Below are 21,469 nucleotides of genomic sequence, written 5' to 3'. Positions count from 1 at the left end.
ACGAACCAGAGTGACTGGATACATATATATAGAAAGATTTGAGCGGCAAGACGAATCGGCCAAATCCTGAGCCAGGCATGCTAGCACAAAGCTTTCGGCGCGTAGGGCCATGGGCCAGGGATATGCAGAAATATTCTGAAATTAGACCGATGCGGTGAACTTGAGCGGTTTTTTTCCGCTCAGAGATTAGGAAGCGACCTACTCTAGATACACCCGACCTAATAAAGGAGTGACCGGTATGCGACTTCATTCTCTTCTGGCCTTGGCGGCCACTGGTGCCCTGCTGCTGCCGCTTGGCGCCAACGCAGGCACTGTTCCACCAGGCTACCTGACGTCCTGCGTGGCCACCGCCTCTGCCCAGCCGGGCATGACGAAACAATCCGCCGAAAAGCACTGCAGCTGCAGCGTGAATGTGATCGAAAAAAACTTTTCGGACGCAGAGATCAAAGAGCTCAACAGCACTGACGGCGTAGACCAGAAGCTCATAGACAAGGCAACCCAGCTGGTTACGAAGGCCTGCAAGCCCCAGAAATAAGGGCGCAGGCCATACAAAACTCAGTTAATTTGCGCCAGATCAGCATTCGGCACACGTAAAAGTCACCACAAGCGCAAAATTAGACTATGATGCCTCTGTGCACCTTGTTGGCCTCGGCGACACCGCACTACTGAAAAACATCATGTTTCCTGGAGATACACCCATGTCCAATCGCCAAACCGGCACCGTCAAATGGTTCAACGATGAAAAAGGCTTCGGCTTCATCACTCCACAAGGTGGCGGCGACGACCTGTTCGTACACTTCAAGGCCATCGAGTCTGACGGCTTCAAGAGCCTGAAAGAAGGCCAGACCGTCTCCTTCGTTGCCGAAAAAGGCCAGAAGGGCATGCAGGCTGCACAAGTTCGTCCAGAGTAAGTTCTGACGAATTAAAAAAACCCGTCCTTGGACGGGTTTTTTTGTGCCTGCCGTTTATGCAACGGCAGGCCCGGGGCGGAATCAGCCGCAGTTGACCCGGGTGACCACGCCCTTGTCGTCGGCGTTGAGGTTCAAGCGCTCGGAACGGTACTCCAGGGTGATCATGTCGGTCGGCTTGAGCACGCGGGCGATCTGCGCCCCGCTCGCCTTGCGCGCCTGCTCCAGCAGCTCGGGGGTTGCCGGCTTGCCGACGGTGAATGCGGCGTTGCTGGCATCGCAGCGACCATCGAGGTTCGGTGCTGCCGCTACCTCTGGCGCCTTGGACGATGAGCCATCGGTACTGCAACCTGCCAGAACCACGGCTGCCAACAGGCTCGCCAATGTTGCACGCGTGCGGAACATGAATCCTCCTTTCAAATACTGGAATGCTGTCTGATACGACAGTTTTAAGCACTTTTGGTTGCAAAAACGTCCCAGTCTGCCTGAGACGTGCTCGTCAGGGAAACCTCAATCGTGACCGGATTTTGCCTGAGCGCAGCGGTTCAGTAGATATCGATGTAGTCGCTGGCGGGCTTGGGCCAGTTGCTGGCCAGCACGTTGTACACCTGCATGACCCAGCGTTCGTCGTCGGCGGCAACAGGGCCCACGCAGCCCGAGCCGGCGGCCCAGGTCTCGAGGCGAAACAGCAGGCCATCGAGCTCGCGCCCGCCGGTAATCTGCGACAGGTAGGCAATGCCGCCGCGGGTGACGCGCAACTGGTTGTGGATTCGGTCGTTGCCTTCGGCCAGCAGCTGGCGCACCTGCTGGGGGGTGAGCTGCTCGGGGGTGTTCAAGTCGATCTGCACGGGGTGTCCTCGGGCGTGCGCGGTGGCTGTGGGGTGCAGGGTACATCAGGCGGACTCTGTACGCCCTCTTCGCAGGCAAGCCAGCTCCACGGCTACCGCGCCGACCCAAGCGCCAACGACGAATCGGTACAGACGTCACGAATAGGCGAACCCAACCACCAATTAGTTTGCCTAGCCCCGCTGCTTATGCATAAGTAGCAGTGCCGGCCCTGTTGCAACATGTTTAACTTGTACCTGTTGGCGGAGCGCAATCATGCCCCCGCTGTAGACGCCAGGGCCCGGCATCTGCACCAAACAGCACGCGTATTTTCGATCGAGACCCCCATGAATAGCCCCACCCTGGACACCAACATCAAGGTCACATGGCCTGACGGCCATCGTTCCTACAGCCCCGGCACCACCGAAGAGCTGTTCATCATCGCCGCCGACCTGCTGCTTCAAGACCTCGGCCACGAAGCTGCCCGCACCTTCGTCGACCAGGTGTTCGAACGCCACTGGCCCGCGACCGAACACCAGCCCACACCCATTACTGCAATCGAGCAAGACGCTCGCTGAGCAAATCGAAAAAGCCCTGGGCATCGCCGCTCTCGATCCACATCACATTGGCCGGTAGCTCGAGCGTGCCGTACCAGTCCGCAATGGTCTGACCAAAGGTCGGGCCTTCGCGGCTATCCACGCTCATGTGAATCTGCCGGCCACTGAACAGCTCGGGCTTGAGCAAGTAGGCAATCACGCTGGCATCGTGCACCGGCCCACCCGGCAGGCCGTAGTGCGCCATGTCCCCCTTGACGTAAGCATCCAGAATATCGCCCACCAGCTTGCTGGCGTGGTTGTTCAACCCGCGAATCTGCTTCAGGCGCGCCTCGCTGGTGAGTACCTTGTGGGTCACGTCCAGCGGCAGGTAGGTGAGCTTGACCCCGCTGCGCAACACGACCTCTGCCGCCTGTGGGTCGGCGTACAGGTTGAACTCGGCCACCGGGGTGATATTGCCGCCATTGAAGTGGGCACCGCCCATCACCACCACTTCCTTGATGCCCTTGACGATCTGCGGGGCCTGAATCAGCGCCAGTGCCAGGTTGGTCTGCGGGCCGAGCATGGCAAGGGTGATGCTGTTGGGTTCAGCGCCACCGAGGGTGTCGATCAGGTACTGCACCGCGCTGCCCTGGGCCAGGCCCTTTTTCGGCTCGTGCACCGCCACGCCAGGCAAGCCCTCCTCGCCATGGATGTTCTCGGCATAGATCGGCGTGCGCACCAGCGGCGTGGGCGCGCCGGCGTACACCGGCACCTCTTCGCGCCCCGCCCACTCCCGGGCCAGCCGTGCGTTGCGCGAGGCCTTGTCGAGTCGCACATTACCGGCCACGGTGGTAATGGCGCGCACCTTCAGTTCCTCTGGCGACGCCAGGGCGAACAACAACGCCACCACGTCATCCGCGCCGGGGTCGGTATCGATGATCAGGTCGCGGGGCGCGGCCAGCACGGCAGTACTCGACAGGGCAGACATAAGCACTAAACCTCGTAGCAAACGTTTGGCTTTTTGGACACGTTCAGGCATTGGGCACTCCTTGTGCTCAGGGGACAACAGTCAAAAGGTCACGCCCGCCACCAGCGCGATGTTGGTATAGGGCTGGCATTCGCCGGTGCGTACGATGGCCCTGGCCTGCGCACCGAGCTGCTTGAACGCCGCATGGCTCATCAAATGGCGCGCGCCCAGCTCGCCGCGGGCATGCAGCAGCTCGATGCCTGCCAGGGCCGGCGGCCTGTGTTGCAGGGTCTCGTCGGCCAGCACGTGGCTTTCGACCTGCATTTCGGCCAGCACCGTGTGCAAGGTACTGATGAAATCCGGTATGCCGGGCGTCAGTGCAAGGTCGATCAGCTCGACACCGGCAGGCACGGGCAGGCCGGCGTCGCCGATCAGCACCACATCGCCATGCCCCAGCGACGCGATCAGGCGCGACAGGGCGATATTGAGCAACGGAGTCTTCTTCATGGCGTGCTCCCCTGCAGTTCACTCAGATACGGAATGGAGGGCTGGGCACCGGCGCGGGTGACCGAAATGGCGGCGGCCTGCTGGCCAAAGGCAATGGCCTCGCGCTCCGACCTGCCAGCGGCCAACGCAGCGGCAAAGCCACCGACGAAGGTATCCCCGGCCGCCGTGGTGTCCAGTGGCTGCACCCGCGTCGCCGGAAAATGCGCAAAACCCTGGCCATCGGCGAACAGAGCGCCTTGCGCGCCCAGGGTGACGATCACCTTGCCCACCCCCAACGCCAGCAGTCGGCTGGCGGCTGCCTGCGCCTCCTGCAGCGAAGCCACCGGCAGCCCGGTCAGAGCGCTGGCCTCGCTCTCGTTGGGGATCAGGTAGTCGATGTTGGCAAACCAGTCAGCCGGCAGCGGCCCGGTGGCCGGTGCCGGGTTGAGGATCACGGTCTTGCCCAGCGCCCGGCCACGGGCCAGGGTATGTGCCACGGTGGCCTGCGGTACTTCGAGCTGGCAGATGATCACATCGGCAGCCTGCAGCAGGCGGTCCAGGCGCTGTACCGATGCCGGCAGCAAGTGCCCATTGCCACCGGCCACGATGACGATGGCGTTCTGGCTGCTGGCATCCACCACAATCAGTGCCACACCACTGGAAACACCCGCCGCCGTGTCCACGCCCTGGCAATCGATGCCCTCGTCGAGCAGCGCCTGACGCAACTGCGCACCGTAGGCGTCCTCCCCCACACAGCCGATCATCGCCACCGCCGCCCCCAACCGCGCAGCTGCTACCGCCTGGTTGGCGCCCTTGCCGCCCGGCACGGTGCCGAACCACTCGCCGGCCAGGGTTTCCCCCGCCTGCGGCAGGCGCTCGGCGCGGGTCACCAGGTCCATGTTCAGGCTGCCTACCACCACTACATTCGCTTGCATGGCATGTCGGTCCTAGCGGTAATCATTGAAGAGGTCGGGACGCGGCCCGGTGGACTCGCGCAGCACGATGCTCGGCGCGACGATGCGCTGCTCTACCCCACTGCGCTGCGGCTCACCGATACGCCGCAGCAACAGTTCGGACGCCATCTCGCCCAGCTCGCGGATCGACTGCCCTACCGTGGTCAGCGCAGGGTAGACGTACTGGCTCATCTGGATATCGTCGAAACCGATCACCGACAGTTCGCTCGGCACGCAGATGTTGCGCTCGGCCGCGGCACGCAGCACGCCCATGCCGATCATGTCGTTGGCCGCGAAGATCGCGGTCGGGCGGTCGTGGCCCAGCAGTTGCGCTGCGGCGCCATAGCCGCCCAGGCTGGTGAAGTCGCTGTCCACCACGCGGCCCTCGCGCAGGGGCACCCCGGCCTGGGCCAGTGCCCGGTGAAAGCCGGCCAGGCGCATCTTGGCCACGCTGGTGTGTGCCGGGCCGTTGATGCAGGCGATGTCCTGGTGCCCCAGCTCCAGCAGGTGTCGGGTGGCCAGGTAGGCCCCCTGCTCGTGGTCGATGCGCACCAGGTCGGCGTCGACGCCCGCCAGCGCGCGGTCGACGATCACCATGGGCGTGCGCACGCTGGCCAGGCTGTCGAGCAGGTCGGCCTCCTCGCCCACCGAGGCCACGATCAGACCGTCGATGCGTTTCTCCAGCAGCACGCGCAGGTAGCTGCGCTGCTTGCGCGGGTCGTCGTCGGAGTTGCACAGGATCACGCAGTAGCCATTGCGCTCGCAGCCATCCTCGATGCCCCGCGCCAGTTCGGCGAAATACGGGTTGACGCTGTTGGGCACCAGCAGGCCGATGGTGGCCGTGCAGCGCGCCTTGAGCGAGCGCGCCACCGCACTGGGCACGTAGTCCAGCTCGGCAATCGCCGCTTCTACCTTGCGCCGCACCGGTTCGCTCACCGGGCGGGTCTTGTTCAGCACGTGGGAAACGGTGGTATAGGAAATACCCGCCAGCGCCGCTACATCTTTGATGGTTGCCATTGTTCAGGTCCGCCGGCGCGCGCGCCGGCTGCGGTAAGTGTCGAGAACCACGGCGATCACGATGACCGCCCCGGTGATGATGCGTTTGGTCGGCTCGCTGGCGCCGATCTGCGCCAGCCCTGCGGCCAGCACCGAAATGATCAGCACACCGAAGAAGGTGCTGATGACCGAACCGCGACCGCCCATCAGGCTGGTGCCGCCGATCACCACGGCGGCAATCACCTGCAGCTCCAACCCGGAGCCGGCATTGGGGTCGGCGGCCTCCAGCCGCGAGATCTGGAACAGCGCCGCCAGGCCGGCCAGCAGGCCCATCAGCGAGAACACCAGAATCTTGTACGGGCGCGGATCGATGCCGGCCAGGCGCACGGCCTCTTCGTTGGTGCCGATGCCGATCAGGTAACGGCCGAACACGGTGCGGGTCAGTACCAGTTGCGCCACCACAATCACCAGCAAGGCGATGATGAAGGCCGGCGAAATGCCGAAGGCCACCGGCTCCGACAGCCAGGCAAAGGCATCACCGATGTACGCGGTGCGCGAGTCGGTGAGCTGGTAGGCCACGCCACGCGCCATTTCCAGCACACCCAGCGAGACGATGAACGAAGGGATGCGCCAGGCCACGGTGATCGAGCCGGTAAGGGTCCCGGCCAGTGCCGCGCACCCCATGCCGAGCAGTGCCGCCGGCAGCACGCTCCAGCCCCAGCCCAGAATCGCCACACTGACCGCCGACGCGGCCAGGGCCAGTACCGATCCCACCGACAGGTCGATGCCGCCGATGATCAGTACGAAGGTCATGCCCACCGCCAGCACCATCAGGTCGGGGATCTGGTTGGCCAGGGTGCTGAAGGTGCCGTACGACAGAAAGTGGCTGCTCAGCAACGAGAACAGCACCACCATCGCCAGCAGCGCACCGGCCAGGCCCAGGTAGGTCCCCAGGCCGAGGTAGGTACCGCTGCGCCGGGCCGGTGGGCCAGGCGGTGTGTCTATCGGGGAGGTGTTCATGCGGGGTTCCTGGGCACTGCGTCTTGCAGCAGCGCGTCACGTTTCTGATAGCCGGCAAAGGCAGCGGCCAGTAGCTGGTCCTGGCTCCAGTGCTCACGCTCGAAGGTTTCAATCAGGCGCCCTGCCGAAAGCACGCCGATGCGATCGCAGATCAGCATCAGTTCGCGCAGGTCGCTGGACACCACCACCAGCGCCTTGCCCTGGCGGGTCAGCTCGGCGAGCAGCCCATAGATGTCGAACTTGGCGCCCACATCGATACCGCGCGTGGGCTCGTCGAACAGCAGCACGGCGCAGTCGCGCTCCAGCCAGCGGCCGATCACCACCTTCTGCTGGTTGCCACCCGACAGCTCGCCCACTGTTTGTGCGGGCCCGGCGCTGCGGATGCGCATGGCTTGGATCTGGCGCTCGGCCAGAGCACGCTCGGCAGCACCATCCACCAGGCCCGCGCGTGAGATCGCCGGCATGTTGCCCAACGCCAGGTTGGCACTGACCGACTGCGACAACAGCAGGCCTTCGCCCTTGCGGTCTTCGGTAATCAGGGCCACGCCGTGGCGCACTGCAGCCATGGGCGAGTCGATGTGCACCGGGCGCAGCGGGCTGCCCAGCTCGATGCTGCCACTGTCGGCCGTGTCTGCACCGAAGATCAGGCGCAGCAGCTCGGTACGCCCGGCACCGATAAGCCCGGAGATGCCGAAGATTTCGCCGCTGCGCACCTCGAACGAGACGTCCTGCACCTTGTCGCCCCGGCCCAGGCCGCTGACACGCAGTACCGGCTCGCCGATCGTGCGGCGCCCCAGGTCGATATGCTCGCCCAGCTCGCGCCCCACCATCAGGTTGACCAGTTGCTCGCTGCTGTAGCGCTGCATCGGTTCCACGCACACCAGCTTGCCGTCGCGCAGCACGGCAATGCGCTGGGCGATGCGCTTGAGCTCTTCGAGGCGGTGGGAAATGTAGATGATCGACACACCCCGTTGCTGCAGGCGCTCGATCTGGCGGAACAGCAGCTCCACCTCGCGTGCGGTGAGCATCGCGGTGGGCTCGTCGAGAATCAGCACATGGCAGTCGCCGATCAGGTTGCGGGCGATCTCCACCATCTGCTGATGGCCGATGCCCAGCTCGCCGACCAGCGTATCGGGGTCGATCGCTTCGAGCCCCACCTGCGCCATTGCCGCGGTCGCCAGTTGGCGCAGGCGCGTGCGATTGACCCAGCCGGCGCGGCTGGGCAGGTTGTGCAGAAACAGGTTCTCGGCCACGCTCAGGGTGGGCAGCAGGTTGAGCTCCTGCATCACCATGCGCACGCCCTGGCGCTCGGCCGCGGTGCGGCTGGCGGGCTGATACACCTGGCCCTGGTAGAACATCTGCCCGGTGGTGGGGGTTTCGAGCCCGCCGATGATCTTCGACAGGGTGCTCTTGCCCGCACCGTTCTCGCCAGTCAGGGCCAGCACTTCGCCGCGCAGCAGGGACAGTTCGATATCGCCCAGCACGGGCTGGGCGTAGGTCTTGCCGATTGCACTGACCGACAACACGACATCCGCAGTCGCCGACATAAGGTGTTCTCCTGGCGCCCGCACCACGGCAGGCACCGTCAGCGGGCTAGGGCTGCTTGACCAGCTCGACCGGGGTCTGGATGACGTTGTCGGCATCCACGTCCGGCTTCTCGCCGCGCAGCATCTTCAGGGCCGCCTCAATACCGAACACCGCCTGTTTGGCGGCGTATTGATCGGCCGTGGCCAGCACGCGACCGTCGCGCAGCATCGGCTGGATCGCCTTGATGTTGTCGTAGCCCACCACCTGCACCGCGCCGACCTTGCCTGCCGCGCGCACCGCCGACACCGCGCCGAGCGCCATGCTGTCGTTGCCGGCCAGCAGCGCCTTGAGGTCGGGGTATTCGTTGAGCATGGCCGAGGCCACGGCATTGCCCTTGTCGATCTCCCAGTTGCCCGATTGCACCGAGACGATCTTGATCTTGGCTGCCTCCATGGCGTCCTTGAAACCGGCAGTACGCTGCTGGGCGTTGGTGGTGGTCGGCACGCCCTCGATGATGCCGACCTGATCGCCCACGCTCAGGCGCGTGGCCAGGTACTCGCCCACCAGGCGCGCGCCCTTGCGGTTGTCGGGGCCCACGAAGGGCACGCTGAGGTTCTTGCTCTTGAGTACATCCGGGTCGAGGCGGTTGTCGATGTTGACCACGGTAATCCCCGCGTCCATGGCCTTCTTGACCACTGGCACCAGGGCCTTGGAATCGGCCGGGGCAATCACCAGCGCGTTGACGCCGGAGACGATCATCTGCTCGACGATGCGGATCTGGTTGCTGGTATCGGACTCGTCCTTGATGCCATTGGACACCAGGTCGAACTCGCCTGCGTGGTCTCTCTGGTAGGCCTTGGCGCCGTCTTCCATGGTGAGGAAGAACTCGTTGGCCAGCGACTTCATCACCAGGGCCACCTTGGGCTTGGCGGTGTCGGCATGGGCGTGGCTGAAGGGTACGGCGGTGGCGAGGGTGGCCAGCATGGCAACGGCCAGCAGGCGTCCAGCGAAGGGCAGCGTCATGGGTTCACTCCGAATCTTATGATTTTTGTCGGGTCGCAAACGTTTGCGGTTAACAACTATGGAAACGCTACCGGGTTTTGTCAAATCTGCCGACCGCCCTTCATGGCCCCAATAGTGCCGGGAATTATCCTTAAAATCTTCGGAAAACCGAACATCCGGCACCGCAATAATTCGGGTTTCCGAAAACAGTGCCGGGCAGCACGGGGCATAAACCTAAATAAATTTCTTATAAATCAATGAATTGACGTAAACGGTCAGTTAATTGGGCAACTGGTACGCTTTCTGCTGAACTTGTGTGGGCAACACAGCAATTTCACTCATAAGGAACAATAACGATGAAAGCTGCGCTTCACTCCTTCGCTCCGGCCGCCCTGGCCCTGTTCATGTTCTTCCCTGCTGGCGCCTACGCCAAGGAAGCCGAAACCCAACAGAAACTCGCCAACGTGGTTATCCTCGCCACCGGCGGCACCATTGCCGGTGCTGGTGCCAGCGCCGCCAACAGCGCTACCTATCAAGCCGCCAAGGTGGGCGTCGACAAGCTGATTGCCGGTGTTCCGGAGCTGGCCAACCTGGCCAACGTGCGCGGCGAGCAGGTGATGCAGATCGCCTCCGAAAGCATCACCAACGAAAACCTGCTGCAACTGGGCAAGCGCGTTGCCGAGCTGGCCGACAGCAAGGACGTGGACGGCATCGTGATCACCCACGGTACCGACACCCTCGAAGAGACCGCCTACTTCCTCAACCTGGTGGAAAAGACCGACAAGCCGATCGTGGTCGTGGGCTCCATGCGCCCCGGTACCGCAATGTCGGCCGACGGCATGCTCAACCTGTACAACGCCGTGGCCGTGGCCAGCGACAAGCAATCGCGCGGCAAGGGCGTGCTGGTGACCATGAACGACGAGATCCAGTCCGGTCGCGACGTGAGCAAGTCGATCAACATCAAGACCGAAGCGTTCAAGAGCGCCTGGGGCCCGATGGGCATGGTCGTGGAAGGCAAGTCGTACTGGTTCCGCCTGCCGGCCAAGCGCCACACGATGGATTCGGAATTCGACATCAAGACCATCAGCAGCCTGCCTGCCGTGGACATCGCCTACAGCTACGGCAACGTCAGCGACACCGCCTACAAGGCCCTGGCGCAAAATGGCGCCAAGGCCATCATCCATGCCGGTACCGGCAACGGTTCGGTGTCCTCGCGCGTAGTGCCGGCCCTGCAGGAACTGCGCAAGAACGGCGTGCAGATCATCCGTTCGTCCCACGTCAACCAGGGCGGGTTCGTGCTGCGCAACGCCGAGCAGCCTGACGACAAGAACGACTGGGTAGTGGCGCACGACCTGAACCCGCAAAAAGCGCGCATCCTGGCTATGGTCGCCCTGACCAAGACCCAGGACAGCAAAGAGCTGCAGCGCATCTTCTGGGAATACTGAGTGCAGTAGCCCGGCAGGCCGCCCTTCCTACAGCGGGGCGGCCTAACCTCTTGTAACCTCGCCATTTTTATTTTGCCCACGGTGCAGCAAAGCCTGCGCCGTGTGGTCACATGGGTTCTTTGAGCGACACGCAGTTGCGAAAAGCCTTACAGTAAAATACTGTATGCGCATACAGCAAAAAAAGGAACCTGTACCTGTGGCCACCTCCTCTGCCGCCAAGCCCGTCAGCAGCTACGAGCAACTGGGCATCCGCATTCAGAAAATCATCAACTCGCCAACCGCGCAGAAGTCCCGCGCGGCGCTGATCTTTCGCCTGGAGCACGAGTCGCCTGCCGACTGGGAGACCCTGCTCGAGGAAATCGCCGAAAACGACAACGTCACCCTGGCCTACCGGGATGACGGCGGCGTGCAGATTTTCTGGGTTGTGCCCAAGGAAGACTGAAGCCGTCGCCAGGCGCTGCCCGCCCACCCTGCTCCGACTTGTCGCCCTTCTGGGCGATGGTGTTATCCGTAGAATCTGGAAGTAATGATGTTCAAGAATCTTGCAGCTGCAGTGATGCTGCTGATGTTGTTGTGTGGCCAGGTGTTTGCTGAAACGCGTATCGGCACCTGGAACCTGGAACACCTGAGCGACCGCCCCAACAAGGACTTCAAGGCCATTGCCAAGGTCGCCAAAAATGTGGATTTTCTGGCTGTGCAGGAGCTGATGAGCGAAGCGGCCCTGGACAAGCTGGCCAGGGAACTCAGCCGCCAGAGCGGCGAGCCCTGGAGCCACATGGCCTCCGATGCGGTAGGCAGGTCTTCGTACAAGGAAATGTATGGTTTCGTGTGGAAGGACAGCAAGGTCGCCTATGAAGACGGTGCGGTGTCCTACCTGGACCGCAAGAAGATCTTCGAGCGCGAGCCCTACTCCGCGCGCTTCAAGTCACTCACCGACAATGCCTATTTCGTGGTGGCCACGGTGCATATCGTGTACGGGAAAAAGCCGTCTGACCGGGTCGCGGAAATCGATGCGCTGTCGAGCTACTGGACCTGGCTGAAGGAAGTCTACCCCGGCAACAATCACATCCTGCTGATGGGCGACTTCAACATGCCACCCACTTCACCTGCCTGGAAGTCGCTCAATGCCGCCGCCAGACCACTGGTGGTCGCAGGCGCCAGCACGCTGTCAACAACCGACGGCAAATTCGCCAACCTTTACGACAATATCTTCGTCAGCCATTCCTCGCCGCTGAAGGTCAACAGCGTGGGCGTGTACGACTACCCGAAACACCTGGGCATGACTCACCAGCAAGGCCGGGCGAACATCTCCGATCACGCGCCGATATTCCTGCGTGCAGAGCTTGGGCAAGGCAAGGGCACGGCCACGACCGCCGCGTCACCGGCAAGGCCCGCTGCACCCGCAAAAACCAAGGCTGCAACCGTGGCCGACGCCACCGGGCAAGTGCGCGGCAACCGGGCCAAGAAGCGCTACCACCGCCCGGACTGCCCGTCGTACAACAGCATTGCCGAAAAGAATCGGGTCGAGTTCAGCAGCGAATCTGCCGCCCAGGCAGAGGGCTACAGCATCGCCGGCAACTGCCAGAAGGCCGGCTGAGGGGATAACGGTGCAGCCTTGACGCCAAGGCTGCACCTGAAGGTCACTTGACCAGCTGGAACTGACTGGCGCCCTGCAACTCCAGACGCGGCACGCCCTTGTACTGCTCGATACGCCCTATCACGCACACCGTGCGCCCCTCCAGCGGCTGCGCCAGCAACGAGGCGAACGCCGGGCGATGCTCGCCCCATACCACCAGCCCCAACCGTCGCTTGCTGGGGAAGCTGGCACCCAGGTCGATCCAGGTCGGCTGGCCCCTGGACGACGGTTTGTAGGTCACCTTCATGATCGGGCCCAGCACCGCAGCGCTCTGCCCGATATGGTCGGCGGCCTGACGCCAGTCCAGCGGGTTGTCGCAGGTGGCGCCCTGCAAGGTGGCGGGTGACGCCGGCGCCGCCACTGCCTGGCTGACCACGACCGAGCCTGCAACCGACTCGGTGCCCTTGAACGCAAACACCACGATCAGAACCCCGATCAGCGCAGTGAATGACATGATCGTGTACTTCATGACCGAAACCTCCTTGTTGAGCCCTTTGATCCGGCTGCCCTGCGCCTGCGCCAACTGCTGCACGCTGGCGCTCTGGCGCGTGCTCGACAGCAGGTCGTGGGCTTTTTTTCGCTCGGCATCGAGCAGTACGCTGATATCCCGAGCACAACGCTGCGGATGATCCCTGACGTCGCGGTTGGCAAAGCGCAGCACCCGCCAGCCCTGGGAAGTGAGTGCAGACTGTCGCCGCTGCCAGTCGATGAACTCGGGGTGCGACATTCCGGTACCCGTACCGCTTTTGTCATAGCCATCGATTTCGATGGCGATGCGCACGTCTCCCTCTTCATTGATGACAAGGTCGCAGTAGCGTTGCTTGCCGTCATTGTCCTTGAAGGGGTATTGCGCACTCAGCGACTCGTAACGGATGCCCGCCACGAGGCTGAGCACGTTGCTGGCGAACAATCGTTCGTAGTCACTGCCGAACCGCGCCGCATTGGCCTTCAACCACTCGTCCTGGGTCATGTCCTGTCGTCTGCGCTGGAAAGTCGGGCCGGTGCAAAAGCACCCACTCTCGACCGATGCAGTCAAAAAGCCATAACGCAGCCGAGCCGCCGATTCTGGCCGACTCTGTAGGAAAAGTCGATTTTCAGGTGGGATAAGGCGGTGGTCATTCGGGCAACTTCGCCGGCAAGGCCGGCCCGTGCAGCGGGTGACCGATGGCGCTCAACATGGCTTCGCCCACTGCTGGTTTGCCCGACGCCTTCAACCCCTGGGCGGCGCCCTGGATATCCCGCGCCTCCTTGTTCTGGCCCAGCTTGAACTTGCCGACCAGACGGGTGATCTCGATCTCGAGCCCGACGATGGCCTTGAGCATGTCGCGGATGTAGTCCTTCGGCGCGTCGGACATCTTCCACGGCACGGGCTGGGATGCTTCGTGGGTGCGCGTGAGCAGGGCCACCAGGCCACGCACGTAGTGCTCGTCATCGTGCAAGGTCACGCGGCCATGGGCGTGCACCACCTGATAGTTCCAGGTGGGCACCTGTTTGTGGGTCTCGTGCTTGCTGGGATACCAGTTGGGCGAGATGTAGGCATCGGCGCCGCGAAAGATCACCAGCACTTCATCGCCATCCTTGAGTTCGCGCCACAGCGGGTTGGCCCGCGATACGTGAGCATGCAGCACCCCCTGCTTGCCCTCCTGCGGCTTGAAGTGGAACGGCAGATGGTTGGCATCCAGCCCACCCTCGCCGTGGCTGACCAATACACCCAGCGGGTTCTGCATGATCAGCTGATGCAGCACCTCGGGGCGCGACTCGTTGAAATACTGCGGTACGTACATGGTTTGCATCCATCCGGCACAGGGCGATGGCAAATTGTGTGGCGCAACTGGCCCATGGTATAGATCCACTATCGAACAAAATGACTGGACCAGAAAACATGGCGCGCAAAGCCAACGTGGTGGATATTCCTTCGCTGGGCACGCTGGACCGCAGCAGCGGCCAACTGGGGCGCCAACTGGCCCAGGCGCTGCGTGCGGCGATCCGGCGCGGCGACCTCAAGCCCGGCGAGGCGCTGCCCTCGACCCGCATGCTGGCCAGATCGCTGATGATCGCGCGGGGCACGGCCATCGAGGCGTTCGAGCAACTGACGGCCGAGGGGTTTCTGGAGTCCCGCGGCCGTGCCGGCACGCGGGTCGCGCACAGCCTTGAAGAGCCACCTGCCGCGCACACGACAGGTGTGGCGCGGCCCGCCGCCAGCTCGGCACGCATCGAACGCTTTGCACAACTTGCCCGCCGCTTCGGCGAGGTACCCCAGGTACCGTTCGCCGTCTCGGTACCGCTGGGCAAGGCCGCACCGGATGATATCTGGCGGCGCCTTGGCAACCGGGTGCGCGCCCGCGGCCCGGGTGCCCCTGCCGGCTATGGCGACCCGCTGGGGGAAATCGAGCTGCGCGAGGCGGTGGTGGACTATGTGCGCAAATCCCGCTCGGTACGCTGCGAGGCCAGCCAGGTGATCATCACCTCCGGCACCCAGCAGGGCCTGTATCTGGCCTGCCAGGTGCTGCTGGACATCGGCGACTTCGCCTGGGTCGAAGACCCGGCCTACCGCGGTATCACCGCCATTCTCGAAAGCGCCGGGCACAGCGGGCAGATGGTGCGCGTGCCGGTGGACGCCGAGGGCATGGACGTGGAACACGCCGTCGCCACCTGCCCCCACGCCCGCGCCGCCTTCGTCACCTCTTCGCACCAGTACCCGCTGGGCATGCCGATGAGCATGACCCGGCGCGAGGCACTGCTGAGCTGGGCCAGAACCCACAATGCATGGGTGATCGAGGACGACTACGACGGCGAGTTGCGCTATGCAGGGCACCCGTTCCCCTCGTTGCAGGGGCTGGGCCCTGAACGGGTGATCTACCTGGGCACCTTCAGCAAGATCCTGTTCCCGTCACTGCGCCTGGGCTATGCGATCGTGCCGCCGGACCTGGTAGACGCCTTCTGCGGTGCCCGCGTGCTGATGGACCGTCATCCGGCCAACGCCGACCAGCAGGTACTGGCGGCCTTCATCAACGAAGGCCATCTGGACCGGCACATCCGCCGCATCCGCGGTGTGTACGCCACCATCCACCGCCAGGTGAACGAAGCGGTGGCGCGCTGGCTGGAGCCTGAGCTGGCCTGGCTGCAACCGACCGACCAGGGCATGCACCTGGTGCTGTGGCTGGCAGCCGGTATCGACGACAGGCAGGTAGCGGACCAGGCCGCAGAGGCCGGCGTGGTGGTGCGCGCGGTATCCCCCATGTATGCGGGGCCGCACGGCAGGCCCGGGCTGGTGCTCGGCCTGGGTGGGTTCAGTGGCGAAGCCATCGATGCGGCGATGCAGCGCCTGGCACGGGTGATCGAAAGCGCCAGCGTTCAGGCTAGCGCCTGCAGGTAGGCGCTGGCCTGTTGATAGCGCTGCAGGCGTGCGATGTCTTCGGGGCCGGGCATGGCGATGCGCGAAAGGTCGCTGTTGTCGGCAAGGTCGGCAAGCTTTACCACCCGTGCCAGCGGGTCGCTGCCCAGCCGCGCGACGAAGGCCTCGTAGCTTTCGTCATCGCGCCGGCTCAGCGCCTGCACCGCCGCCAGTATCTTCAGGGCGAAGCCTTCGCGGGCCAGGTCCGACAAGCTCATGCTGGTATCTTCGAGCACGTCGTGCAGCACCGCGACGATGCGCTGCTCGGTGGTCTGCACCCTCAGCATCACCCGCAACGGGTGCAGGATATACGCAGTGCCGCCCTTGTCCTGCTGCCCTTCATGGGCCCTGGCGGCAACCGCAATGGCTCGCTCCAGTGTGGACATAAGCCCCCTCCTCTAACCCTCGCGCCGTCGCAGGCGCGCCATGCTGCAGGCATCGGTGAACACACCGTCACGTAAAGCATAGTCGCGCAAATGCCCTTCCACCTCGAAGCCGTGGCGCCGGTACAGCGCCAGTGCCGGCTGGTTATCGGCGTAAACAGTGAGTTCGACGCGCTGCAGGCCCATCCAGTTGTCCGCCACCTCGAGCACCGCCGACAACAGCCGTGTGCCCACCCCCTGCCCTTGCCAGGCCGGGGCGACACCCATGCCGATGCCGCCGCAATGACCGCGACGTACACGAATGAACTGCTCGAGCGTACAGCTGCCGATCACCTCGCCTTGATGTAAGGCCACCAGAAACACCATTCGTTCGTTGTCGGTGGCGATGCGTTTGCGCCACAGGTCGGCGCTCTGATACGGCATCTGCAGCACCTGCCGCGCCACCTGCGGGTGGTTGTACAGGGCCGTGAGCCCCTCGACGTGCTGTTCGGTACAACGTTGAAGGGTAATGGCGAAGGGCGAATCACTCATGACGGCTCATCCTTGAAGACAAGCCGTGAGTGTAAGAGGCGCCGCCGCGTGCTGGCTAGCGCTCGGCGCCGTGCTGGATGACCACCGAATCGGTACCCAGGCGCGCCATCACATCGTTCTTGCTGGCCAGGGCCTCCTCTTTGGTCGGGTAAGGGCCCAGCAGTACCACCGGCTTGCCGTCGCGGTACACCACCGAGGATGGAATCTGTTTTTCGATCAGGCGCGCGGTCATGTCGCTGAGGGCGCCCATGTTCGGGCCCTGGATGATCTCGACGTCCCAGCCTTCGGGCGCGGGCTGGTCGGCCAGGGCATCGGCACGGCGCTGCAGGTCGGCACCACCGCAGATTTCGCGGATGCGCAGGTCGCCGCCGGTTTCGTCGATGATGATCTGGTAGTCGTCGCCCTGCTTGATGGCCACGTAGCTGCGGTAAGGCTGGAACACACCGGCCGCGTCCTTGCCACGGAACTGGCCGCAGATATCGCCCTGCTTGTTGAATCGCACGTTGGCGAACTTGGCCGTCTTCGGGTTATCCAGATGCTCGGCAACCTGCTTGTGTACCCGTTCGGCATCGTTGTCACAGCCGGCCAGGGCCAGCACTGCCATTACCACCGCCACTTTGCGCACGCGTCTATCTCCAGGTTTCAAGCGGCGGATTTTAGCATCTGTGCAAGGCCGGGGGTTACAATCGCCCGGCCTTGAACTTCCATAGGGCATTCCATGCGCCAGGTACTGCTGATTATCGACGTACAACCCTCGTTCAACCCGCCGCAATGGCTGGTAGACGGCATAGCATCACTGATCGGCCGCATGCCGTCGGTGGCGAGCGTGGAGCGCCATGATGAATCGGTGACCCCGTTTCAACGTCAGCTGGGCTGGCAACCGGCGGCGCACGACCAGAGCCTGGTGGCGGCAGATCGTATCTTCATCAAGCATGGCTACGCCCCGACGGCCGAGATGCTGGATTACCTCAGGCAATTGAACCCCGAGCGCGTGCTGGTGTGCGGCATACAGACCGACACCTGCGTGCTGGCGGCGGGGTTCGCGCTGTTTGATGCGGGGCTGCAGCCGACCCTGATCAGCGACCTCACGGTAGGGTCGTCGCTGGATCGGTCGGGGCAGTTGGGGGTGAGCCTGTGGCGGCATCATTTCGGGCACGTGGTGAGCACGCAACAGTTGCGGTGAAGGCTTCGCCGGCATTGGCGGCGAAGCGGCCAGCACAAGCGATCCCTCATTCGCGGATGCAATCCACCGTATACACGTCCCCCACCTCATGCTGCAGCCCGTGCACATCGGCCACAAACCCGGGGAACCCACGGTCGAACGCCCGTGCAAAGCCCAGGTAGTCGATGATCGAGCGCGTCGACTCGGTAAAGCGCTCCCCGGGCATGATCAACGGAATCCCCGGCGGGTACGGCACCAGCATCACCGCCGCCACCCGCCCGATCAGGCGCTCGATCGGCACCGCCTCGACCTCGCCGCGCACCAGCTTGTCATACGCATCCCCCGGCTTCATCACCACCTCGGGCAAACGCGTGTACAAGCGCTTGAGCTGCTTGGCCGTGGCGTTGGCGCGGTAGCATTCGTGCAACTGCTCGCACAGGTCGCGCAGGCCCATGCCGTGGTAGCGCAACGGGTCCAGTTGCGCCACGCACGGCAGGCTCTGCAGCAGCGCGGTATTGGCGTCGTAGTTGCGCTTGAACTCCAGCAGTTCGGTGAGCAAGGTGCTCCACTTGCCCTTGGTGATCCCCATCGAGAACAGCACCAGAAACGAATACAGGCCGGTCTTCTCCACCACCAGCCCGCGCTCCCACAGGAACTTGCTGACCACTGCCGCAGGAATACCATGCTCACCCAGGCTGCCGCCCGCATCCAGCCCCGGCATCACCAGCGTGACCTTGATCGGGTCGAGCAGCACGTAGTCTTCGCTCACATCGCCAAAGCCGTGCCATTCGGCCTGGGGTTGCAGCAGCCAGTCCTCGGTCGCCACGCGGTGAATGCCACCCACCTGCGGCGGTTGCCAGATACTGAACCACCAGTCGTCGTCGGCCAGGTGCTCGCGCAGGTTGGCCAGCGCACGCCGGAAGCTCAGCGCCTCGTCGAACATTTCCTGCAGCAGCGAGCGCCCAGCCGGGCCTTCCATCATCGCCGACGACACGTCCAGCGAGGCCAGGATGCTGTACTGCGGCGAGGTGGAGATATGCATCATGAACGCCTCGTTGAATCGATCACGGTCGAGCTGGCGTGCACCGCCGTCCTGCACGTGGATCATCGAGGCCTGGCTGAACGCGGCCAGCAGCTTGTGGGTGGAGTGGGTGCTGAACACCAACGGGCTGTCGGCACTGCGCGAAGTACCCATGGCGTAACGCCCGGCAAAGAATTCGTGAAACGCCGCGTAGGCGTACCAGGCCTCGTCGAAATGCAGCACCTCGACACTGTTGCCCAGCACCTGCTTGATCATCTCGGCGTTGTAGCACAGCCCGTCATAGGTGGAGTTGGTCACCACCGCCATCTTCACCCGCGGCTCGCGCCCTGCGGCCAGCGGGTTGGCTTCGATCTTGGCCTGGATCGCCTCGCGGCTGAACTCGCTCAGCGGGATGGGGCCGATGATGCCCAGCTCGTTGCGCTCCGGACACAGGTACAGGGGGATTGCGCCGGTCATGATGATTGCGTGCAACACCGACTTGTGACAGTTGCGATCCACCAGCACCAGGTCGTCACGCCCGACCATCGAGTGCCAGACGATCTTGTTGGCGGTGGAGGTGCCGTTGATCACGAAGAAGGTGTGGTCGGCGCCGAAGTTGCGCGCCGCACGCGCTTCGGCCGCCGCCAGGGGGCCGGTATGGTCGAGCAGCGACCCCAGCTCCGGCACCGACACCGACAGGTCCGAACGCAGGGTGTTCTCGCCGAAGAACTGGTGAAACGCCTGGCCCACCGGGCTCTTGCGATACGCCACGCCACCGCCATGGCCCGGCGTGTGCCAGGAGTAGTTCGATTGCGCGGTGTGCTGCACCAGGGCCTTGAAGAACGGCGGCAGCAGGCCGTCCAGGTAGTTGTGCGCCGCCCGCGCCACTTGCCGGGCCAGAAACGGCACGGTGTCTTCGAACAGGTAAAGGATGCCGCGCAACTGGTTCAGTTCGCTCATGGCGTCGGCCGGGGCGTTCTCCAGGGTCACTTGCTCGCCCAGTGCGAAGATCGGCAAGTGCGGTGCGCGCACCCGCGCCAGGCGGATCAGCTCGACCATGTTCTGCAGCAGGTGGGTGTTTTCCCCCGCGCCTTCGGCCGCAATCAGCATGCAGGCCAGGCCGTGGTGGGTGGCCGCTACCAGGCGGCCCTCGGCGTAGTCCACCGCCGGCAGAATGGTAAAGCCGTCCTGGGCCAGTTCCTGGGCAATGCCGCGCACGCGATCACCGGCCACACTGTCGGCCTTGATATCGCGGTGCACGATGAGTATCGGAAACTTGAGGTCCTTGTACATGGGCGCCGGCACCTTCTGAGCGACAGGCCGTGAGGCCGTTCATTTCAGGGTAGAAGGTCGGCGCCAGGTACGCGGCGGGATTTGCTTCAGCGGGCCTCGAGCAGTTGCTGCCACAAGGCCGGGCCACCGGTGGATTTTGCCACTGCTTCAAGGCGCGCCATGTGCGCTTGCAGCTCTGCCTCGGTGGCCGGGATGATGCGCCCCGGCTGACGCCCCACCAGCCGACGGATCTCGCTGCCCTGGCTGGACTGGCCTTCGCCCTCGCTGTCGCTGCCGGCCAGTGACAGGCTGGTCTGGCCGCCGGTCATGGCCAGGAACACGTCCGCCAGCAACTCGGAGTCGAGCAACGCGCCGTGCAGTTCGCGGCCGGAGTTGTCTACGCCATAGCGTTTGCACAAGGCATCGAGGCTGTTGCGCTGGCCCGGGTGACGCTCGCGGGCCATCAGCAGGGTGTCGAGCACCTCGCAGTGCTGTGCGATATCGGCGCGATCGTGCTGGCCGAGCATGGCGAATTCGTTGTTGATGAAACCAACGTCGAACGCCGCGTTGTGGATGATCAGCCGCGCGCCCTTGATGTACTCGAAGAACTCGTCGGCGATTTCGGCGAAACGCGGCTTGCCCACCAGGAATTCGTCGGTGATGCCGTGCACCCCGATCGCACCCTCGTCGCTTTCGCGGTCGGGCTGCAGGTACACGTGGAAATTGCGTCCGGTCATGCGCCGGCCGACCAGCTCGATACAGCCGATCTCGATGATGCGGTGACCATCGGCCACCGGCATACCGGTGGTTTCGGTGTCGAGCACTACCGACCTGTTGTTCTGCATCTCCACGTCGGTCATCTCCTGCCGCGTACTGCCTGAATATTGAAAGCGGCGAATTTTACCTCACCCAGGGCAGGATGTGGCGAATTCGCTAAAGGGAGGGTTCAGCGTTGCTTGCGCAGATCGTCGACGCCACGGTTGGCCAACTGGTCGGCACGCTCGTTGCCGGCGTGGCCGACGTGCCCGCGCACCCACTGCCATTTCACGTTGTGGCGGTTGACCTGTTCGTCGAGCTGCTGCCACAGGTCGGCGTTCTTGACCGGCTCCTTGGCGGCGGTCTTCCAGCCACGCTTCTTCCAGTTGACCATCCACTCGGTGATGCCTTTCATCACGTACTGCGAGTCGGTCACCAGCAGCACATCACACTGGCGCTTGAGCGCCTCGAGGCCCTTGATGGCGGCCATCAGTTCCATGCGGTTGTTGGTGGTTTCGCGCTCGCCGCCCCACAGCTCCTTTTCGACGCCCTTGCAGACCAGCAGCGCGCCCCAGCCGCCCAGGCCAGGATTGCCCTTGCAGGCACCATCGGTGTAGATCTCGACGCTTTCGACGCTTTCGCTCATGTA

General features: G+C 63.8%; 25 protein-coding genes. 8 read left to right on the top strand and 17 right to left on the bottom strand.

What is annotated here, in order from left to right:
- Positions 1-238: 238 nt before the first annotated feature.
- Both ACPRTJ_RS19455 and ACPRTJ_RS19450 read left to right on the top strand, forming a co-directional pair.
- Entirely contained in the window at positions 239-535 is a 297-nt protein-coding gene (locus tag ACPRTJ_RS19455; RefSeq protein ID WP_043860804.1) for a hypothetical protein, read from the top strand.
- A 163-nt stretch (positions 536-698) separates the two neighbouring features.
- Positions 699-911, top strand: a complete 213-nt coding sequence (locus tag ACPRTJ_RS19450; protein WP_003179963.1) for a cold-shock protein — start codon at positions 699-701, stop codon at positions 909-911.
- An 81-nt stretch (positions 912-992) separates the two neighbouring features.
- Here the strand turns inward: ACPRTJ_RS19450 and ACPRTJ_RS19445 are convergent, their stop codons facing one another.
- Together ACPRTJ_RS19445 and ACPRTJ_RS19440 are read right to left on the bottom strand one after the other, a co-directional pair.
- The gene (locus ACPRTJ_RS19445) at positions 993-1,313 is read right to left on the bottom strand and encodes an I78 family peptidase inhibitor (RefSeq protein WP_043860805.1); all 321 of its coding nucleotides are present in this window, start codon (positions 1,311-1,313) and stop codon (positions 993-995) included.
- A 140-nt stretch (positions 1,314-1,453) separates the two neighbouring features.
- Positions 1,454-1,756, bottom strand: coding sequence for a hypothetical protein (locus ACPRTJ_RS19440; RefSeq protein ID WP_054915264.1), 303 nt, complete (start codon positions 1,754-1,756; stop codon positions 1,454-1,456).
- A gap of 324 nt (positions 1,757-2,080) precedes the next feature.
- Between ACPRTJ_RS19440 and ACPRTJ_RS19435 the strand changes: the two genes are divergently transcribed.
- Complete coding sequence (locus ACPRTJ_RS19435) at positions 2,081-2,311, top strand: hypothetical protein (RefSeq protein ID WP_043860807.1); 231 nt, start codon at positions 2,081-2,083, stop codon at positions 2,309-2,311.
- Here ACPRTJ_RS19435 and ACPRTJ_RS19430 read toward each other — a convergent pair.
- From ACPRTJ_RS19430 to ACPRTJ_RS19400, 7 genes are read right to left on the bottom strand one after another with little or no spacing between them, the layout of a single operon-like run.
- The gene (locus ACPRTJ_RS19430) at positions 2,283-3,308 is read right to left on the bottom strand and encodes a nucleoside hydrolase (protein WP_426427184.1); all 1,026 of its coding nucleotides are present in this window, start codon (positions 3,306-3,308) and stop codon (positions 2,283-2,285) included. The two genes, ACPRTJ_RS19435 and ACPRTJ_RS19430, sit on opposite strands and share 29 nt — an antisense overlap.
- 30 nt (positions 3,309-3,338) lie before the next feature.
- Positions 3,339-3,743, bottom strand: coding sequence for a D-ribose pyranase (gene rbsD, locus ACPRTJ_RS19425; protein WP_043860809.1), 405 nt, complete (start codon positions 3,741-3,743; stop codon positions 3,339-3,341).
- Positions 3,740-4,657, bottom strand: coding sequence for a ribokinase (gene rbsK / locus ACPRTJ_RS19420; RefSeq protein WP_054915266.1), 918 nt, complete (start codon positions 4,655-4,657; stop codon positions 3,740-3,742). Before rbsK ends, rbsD begins: the two co-directional genes overlap by 4 nt.
- A 12-nt stretch (positions 4,658-4,669) precedes the next feature.
- Positions 4,670-5,692 carry a LacI family DNA-binding transcriptional regulator gene (locus ACPRTJ_RS19415; RefSeq protein ID WP_043860811.1) on the bottom strand — a complete coding sequence of 341 codons (1,023 nt, stop codon included), beginning with the start codon at positions 5,690-5,692 and terminating at the stop codon, positions 4,670-4,672.
- A gap of 3 nt (positions 5,693-5,695) precedes the next feature.
- Positions 5,696-6,691 carry an ABC transporter permease gene (locus ACPRTJ_RS19410; protein ID WP_054915267.1) on the bottom strand — a complete coding sequence of 332 codons (996 nt, stop codon included), beginning with the start codon at positions 6,689-6,691 and terminating at the stop codon, positions 5,696-5,698.
- Positions 6,688-8,238: a sugar ABC transporter ATP-binding protein gene (locus ACPRTJ_RS19405; protein WP_088515220.1), complete on the bottom strand. Its 1,551-nt coding sequence runs from the start codon at positions 8,236-8,238 to the stop codon at positions 6,688-6,690. The genes ACPRTJ_RS19410 and ACPRTJ_RS19405 overlap by 4 nt, the downstream gene beginning before the upstream one ends.
- A 46-nt stretch (positions 8,239-8,284) precedes the next feature.
- On the bottom strand, positions 8,285-9,241 hold the full coding sequence (locus ACPRTJ_RS19400) for a sugar ABC transporter substrate-binding protein (RefSeq protein ID WP_043860814.1): 957 nt from the start codon (positions 9,239-9,241) through the stop codon (positions 8,285-8,287).
- 335 nt (positions 9,242-9,576) lie between these two features.
- Here ACPRTJ_RS19400 and ACPRTJ_RS19395 point away from each other — a divergent pair, with 335 nt between their 5' ends.
- The 3 genes from ACPRTJ_RS19395 to ACPRTJ_RS19385 all read left to right on the top strand — a co-directional run bounded on the left by ACPRTJ_RS19395 (position 9,577) and on the right by ACPRTJ_RS19385 (position 12,262).
- The gene (locus tag ACPRTJ_RS19395) at positions 9,577-10,665 is read left to right on the top strand and encodes an asparaginase (RefSeq protein ID WP_043860815.1); all 1,089 of its coding nucleotides are present in this window, start codon (positions 9,577-9,579) and stop codon (positions 10,663-10,665) included.
- Positions 10,666-10,828: 163 nt separating this feature from the next.
- Complete coding sequence (locus ACPRTJ_RS19390) at positions 10,829-11,107, top strand: DUF1654 domain-containing protein (protein WP_116054984.1); 279 nt, start codon at positions 10,829-10,831, stop codon at positions 11,105-11,107.
- Positions 11,108-11,194: 87 nt separating this feature from the next.
- Positions 11,195-12,262: an endonuclease/exonuclease/phosphatase family protein gene (locus ACPRTJ_RS19385; protein WP_054915269.1), complete on the top strand. Its 1,068-nt coding sequence runs from the start codon at positions 11,195-11,197 to the stop codon at positions 12,260-12,262.
- 43 nt (positions 12,263-12,305) lie between these two features.
- On the opposite strand, the gene ACPRTJ_RS19380 is transcribed toward ACPRTJ_RS19385, so the two are convergent.
- Entirely contained in the window at positions 12,306-13,271 is a 966-nt protein-coding gene (locus ACPRTJ_RS19380) for a DUF559 domain-containing protein (RefSeq protein ID WP_116054988.1), read from the bottom strand.
- A 145-nt stretch (positions 13,272-13,416) separates the two neighbouring features.
- Positions 13,417-14,085, bottom strand: a complete 669-nt coding sequence (locus ACPRTJ_RS19375; protein WP_116054990.1) for an FMN-binding negative transcriptional regulator — start codon at positions 14,083-14,085, stop codon at positions 13,417-13,419.
- Positions 14,086-14,183: 98 nt separating this feature from the next.
- On the opposite strand from ACPRTJ_RS19375, the gene ACPRTJ_RS19370 reads away from it, so the two are divergent.
- A complete protein-coding gene (locus ACPRTJ_RS19370; protein ID WP_116054992.1) occupies positions 14,184-15,677 on the top strand; it encodes a PLP-dependent aminotransferase family protein in 1,494 nt (497 codons plus the stop codon).
- On the opposite strand, the gene ACPRTJ_RS19365 is transcribed toward ACPRTJ_RS19370, so the two are convergent.
- The 3 genes from ACPRTJ_RS19365 to ACPRTJ_RS19355 are packed head-to-tail and all read right to left on the bottom strand — an operon-like array spanning position 15,656 to position 17,234.
- Positions 15,656-16,081, bottom strand: coding sequence for an HD domain-containing protein (locus ACPRTJ_RS19365; protein WP_043860821.1), 426 nt, complete (start codon positions 16,079-16,081; stop codon positions 15,656-15,658). The two genes, ACPRTJ_RS19370 and ACPRTJ_RS19365, sit on opposite strands and share 22 nt — an antisense overlap.
- A gap of 12 nt (positions 16,082-16,093) precedes the next feature.
- A complete protein-coding gene (locus ACPRTJ_RS19360) occupies positions 16,094-16,609 on the bottom strand; it encodes a GNAT family N-acetyltransferase (RefSeq protein WP_043860822.1) in 516 nt (171 codons plus the stop codon).
- Between the two features lie 55 nt (positions 16,610-16,664).
- Entirely contained in the window at positions 16,665-17,234 is a 570-nt protein-coding gene (locus ACPRTJ_RS19355; protein WP_054915273.1) for an SPOR domain-containing protein, read from the bottom strand.
- Positions 17,235-17,327: 93 nt separating this feature from the next.
- On the opposite strand from ACPRTJ_RS19355, the gene ACPRTJ_RS19350 reads away from it, so the two are divergent.
- The gene (locus ACPRTJ_RS19350; protein WP_043859730.1) at positions 17,328-17,792 is read left to right on the top strand and encodes a cysteine hydrolase family protein; all 465 of its coding nucleotides are present in this window, start codon (positions 17,328-17,330) and stop codon (positions 17,790-17,792) included.
- A 46-nt stretch (positions 17,793-17,838) separates the two neighbouring features.
- On the opposite strand, the gene ACPRTJ_RS19345 is transcribed toward ACPRTJ_RS19350, so the two are convergent.
- From ACPRTJ_RS19345 to rnhA, 3 genes are all read right to left on the bottom strand, one after another.
- Positions 17,839-20,085 carry an Orn/Lys/Arg decarboxylase N-terminal domain-containing protein gene (locus ACPRTJ_RS19345; RefSeq protein WP_043859729.1) on the bottom strand — a complete coding sequence of 749 codons (2,247 nt, stop codon included), beginning with the start codon at positions 20,083-20,085 and terminating at the stop codon, positions 17,839-17,841.
- Positions 20,086-20,171: 86 nt separating this feature from the next.
- Positions 20,172-20,924 (bottom strand): DNA polymerase III subunit epsilon, encoded by a 753-nt coding sequence (gene dnaQ / locus ACPRTJ_RS19340; protein ID WP_229589435.1) that lies wholly within the window; start codon positions 20,922-20,924, stop codon positions 20,172-20,174.
- Between the two features lie 86 nt (positions 20,925-21,010).
- Entirely contained in the window at positions 21,011-21,466 is a 456-nt protein-coding gene (gene rnhA, locus ACPRTJ_RS19335; protein WP_043859728.1) for a ribonuclease HI, read from the bottom strand.
- Between the last annotated feature and the right edge of the window lie 3 nt (positions 21,467-21,469).

This window comes from Pseudomonas palmensis (assembly GCF_049942755.1).
In the GTDB taxonomy this organism is placed as follows: Bacteria; Pseudomonadota; Gammaproteobacteria; order Pseudomonadales; family Pseudomonadaceae; genus Aquipseudomonas; species Aquipseudomonas palmensis.
This window is presented reverse-complemented; position numbering and strand designations above follow the sequence as displayed.

What these genes read in the sequence shown, in the direction of transcription:
- ACPRTJ_RS19385 (WP_054915269.1), top strand. Translation starts at nt 11,195, where the DNA reads ATGTTCAAGAATCTTGCAGCTGCAGTGATGCTGCTGATGTTGTTGTGT.
- ACPRTJ_RS19455 (WP_043860804.1), top strand. Translation starts at nt 239, where the DNA reads ATGCGACTTCATTCTCTTCTGGCCTTGGCGGCCACTGGTGCCCTGCTG.
- ACPRTJ_RS19350 (WP_043859730.1), top strand. Translation starts at nt 17,328, where the DNA reads ATGCGCCAGGTACTGCTGATTATCGACGTACAACCCTCGTTCAACCCG.
- ACPRTJ_RS19360 (WP_043860822.1), bottom strand. Translation starts at nt 16,609, where the DNA reads ATGAGTGATTCGCCCTTCGCCATTACCCTTCAACGTTGTACCGAACAG.
- ACPRTJ_RS19345 (WP_043859729.1), bottom strand. Translation starts at nt 20,085, where the DNA reads ATGTACAAGGACCTCAAGTTTCCGATACTCATCGTGCACCGCGATATC.
- ACPRTJ_RS19415 (WP_043860811.1), bottom strand. Translation starts at nt 5,692, where the DNA reads ATGGCAACCATCAAAGATGTAGCGGCGCTGGCGGGTATTTCCTATACC.
- ACPRTJ_RS19390 (WP_116054984.1), top strand. Translation starts at nt 10,829, where the DNA reads ATGCGCATACAGCAAAAAAAGGAACCTGTACCTGTGGCCACCTCCTCT.
- ACPRTJ_RS19435 (WP_043860807.1), top strand. Translation starts at nt 2,081, where the DNA reads ATGAATAGCCCCACCCTGGACACCAACATCAAGGTCACATGGCCTGAC.
- ACPRTJ_RS19450 (WP_003179963.1), top strand. Translation starts at nt 699, where the DNA reads ATGTCCAATCGCCAAACCGGCACCGTCAAATGGTTCAACGATGAAAAA.
- ACPRTJ_RS19365 (WP_043860821.1), bottom strand. Translation starts at nt 16,081, where the DNA reads ATGTCCACACTGGAGCGAGCCATTGCGGTTGCCGCCAGGGCCCATGAA.
- ACPRTJ_RS19410 (WP_054915267.1), bottom strand. Translation starts at nt 6,691, where the DNA reads ATGAACACCTCCCCGATAGACACACCGCCTGGCCCACCGGCCCGGCGC.
- ACPRTJ_RS19430 (WP_426427184.1), bottom strand. Translation starts at nt 3,308, where the DNA reads ATGCCTGAACGTGTCCAAAAAGCCAAACGTTTGCTACGAGGTTTAGTG.
- rnhA (WP_043859728.1), bottom strand. Translation starts at nt 21,466, where the DNA reads ATGAGCGAAAGCGTCGAAAGCGTCGAGATCTACACCGATGGTGCCTGC.
- ACPRTJ_RS19370 (WP_116054992.1), top strand. Translation starts at nt 14,184, where the DNA reads ATGGCGCGCAAAGCCAACGTGGTGGATATTCCTTCGCTGGGCACGCTG.
- ACPRTJ_RS19395 (WP_043860815.1), top strand. Translation starts at nt 9,577, where the DNA reads ATGAAAGCTGCGCTTCACTCCTTCGCTCCGGCCGCCCTGGCCCTGTTC.
- ACPRTJ_RS19400 (WP_043860814.1), bottom strand. Translation starts at nt 9,241, where the DNA reads ATGACGCTGCCCTTCGCTGGACGCCTGCTGGCCGTTGCCATGCTGGCC.
- rbsD (WP_043860809.1), bottom strand. Translation starts at nt 3,743, where the DNA reads ATGAAGAAGACTCCGTTGCTCAATATCGCCCTGTCGCGCCTGATCGCG.
- ACPRTJ_RS19405 (WP_088515220.1), bottom strand. Translation starts at nt 8,238, where the DNA reads ATGTCGGCGACTGCGGATGTCGTGTTGTCGGTCAGTGCAATCGGCAAG.
- dnaQ (WP_229589435.1), bottom strand. Translation starts at nt 20,924, where the DNA reads ATGACCGACGTGGAGATGCAGAACAACAGGTCGGTAGTGCTCGACACC.
- ACPRTJ_RS19375 (WP_116054990.1), bottom strand. Translation starts at nt 14,085, where the DNA reads ATGTACGTACCGCAGTATTTCAACGAGTCGCGCCCCGAGGTGCTGCAT.
- ACPRTJ_RS19380 (WP_116054988.1), bottom strand. Translation starts at nt 13,271, where the DNA reads ATGACCCAGGACGAGTGGTTGAAGGCCAATGCGGCGCGGTTCGGCAGT.
- ACPRTJ_RS19445 (WP_043860805.1), bottom strand. Translation starts at nt 1,313, where the DNA reads ATGTTCCGCACGCGTGCAACATTGGCGAGCCTGTTGGCAGCCGTGGTT.
- rbsK (WP_054915266.1), bottom strand. Translation starts at nt 4,657, where the DNA reads ATGCAAGCGAATGTAGTGGTGGTAGGCAGCCTGAACATGGACCTGGTG.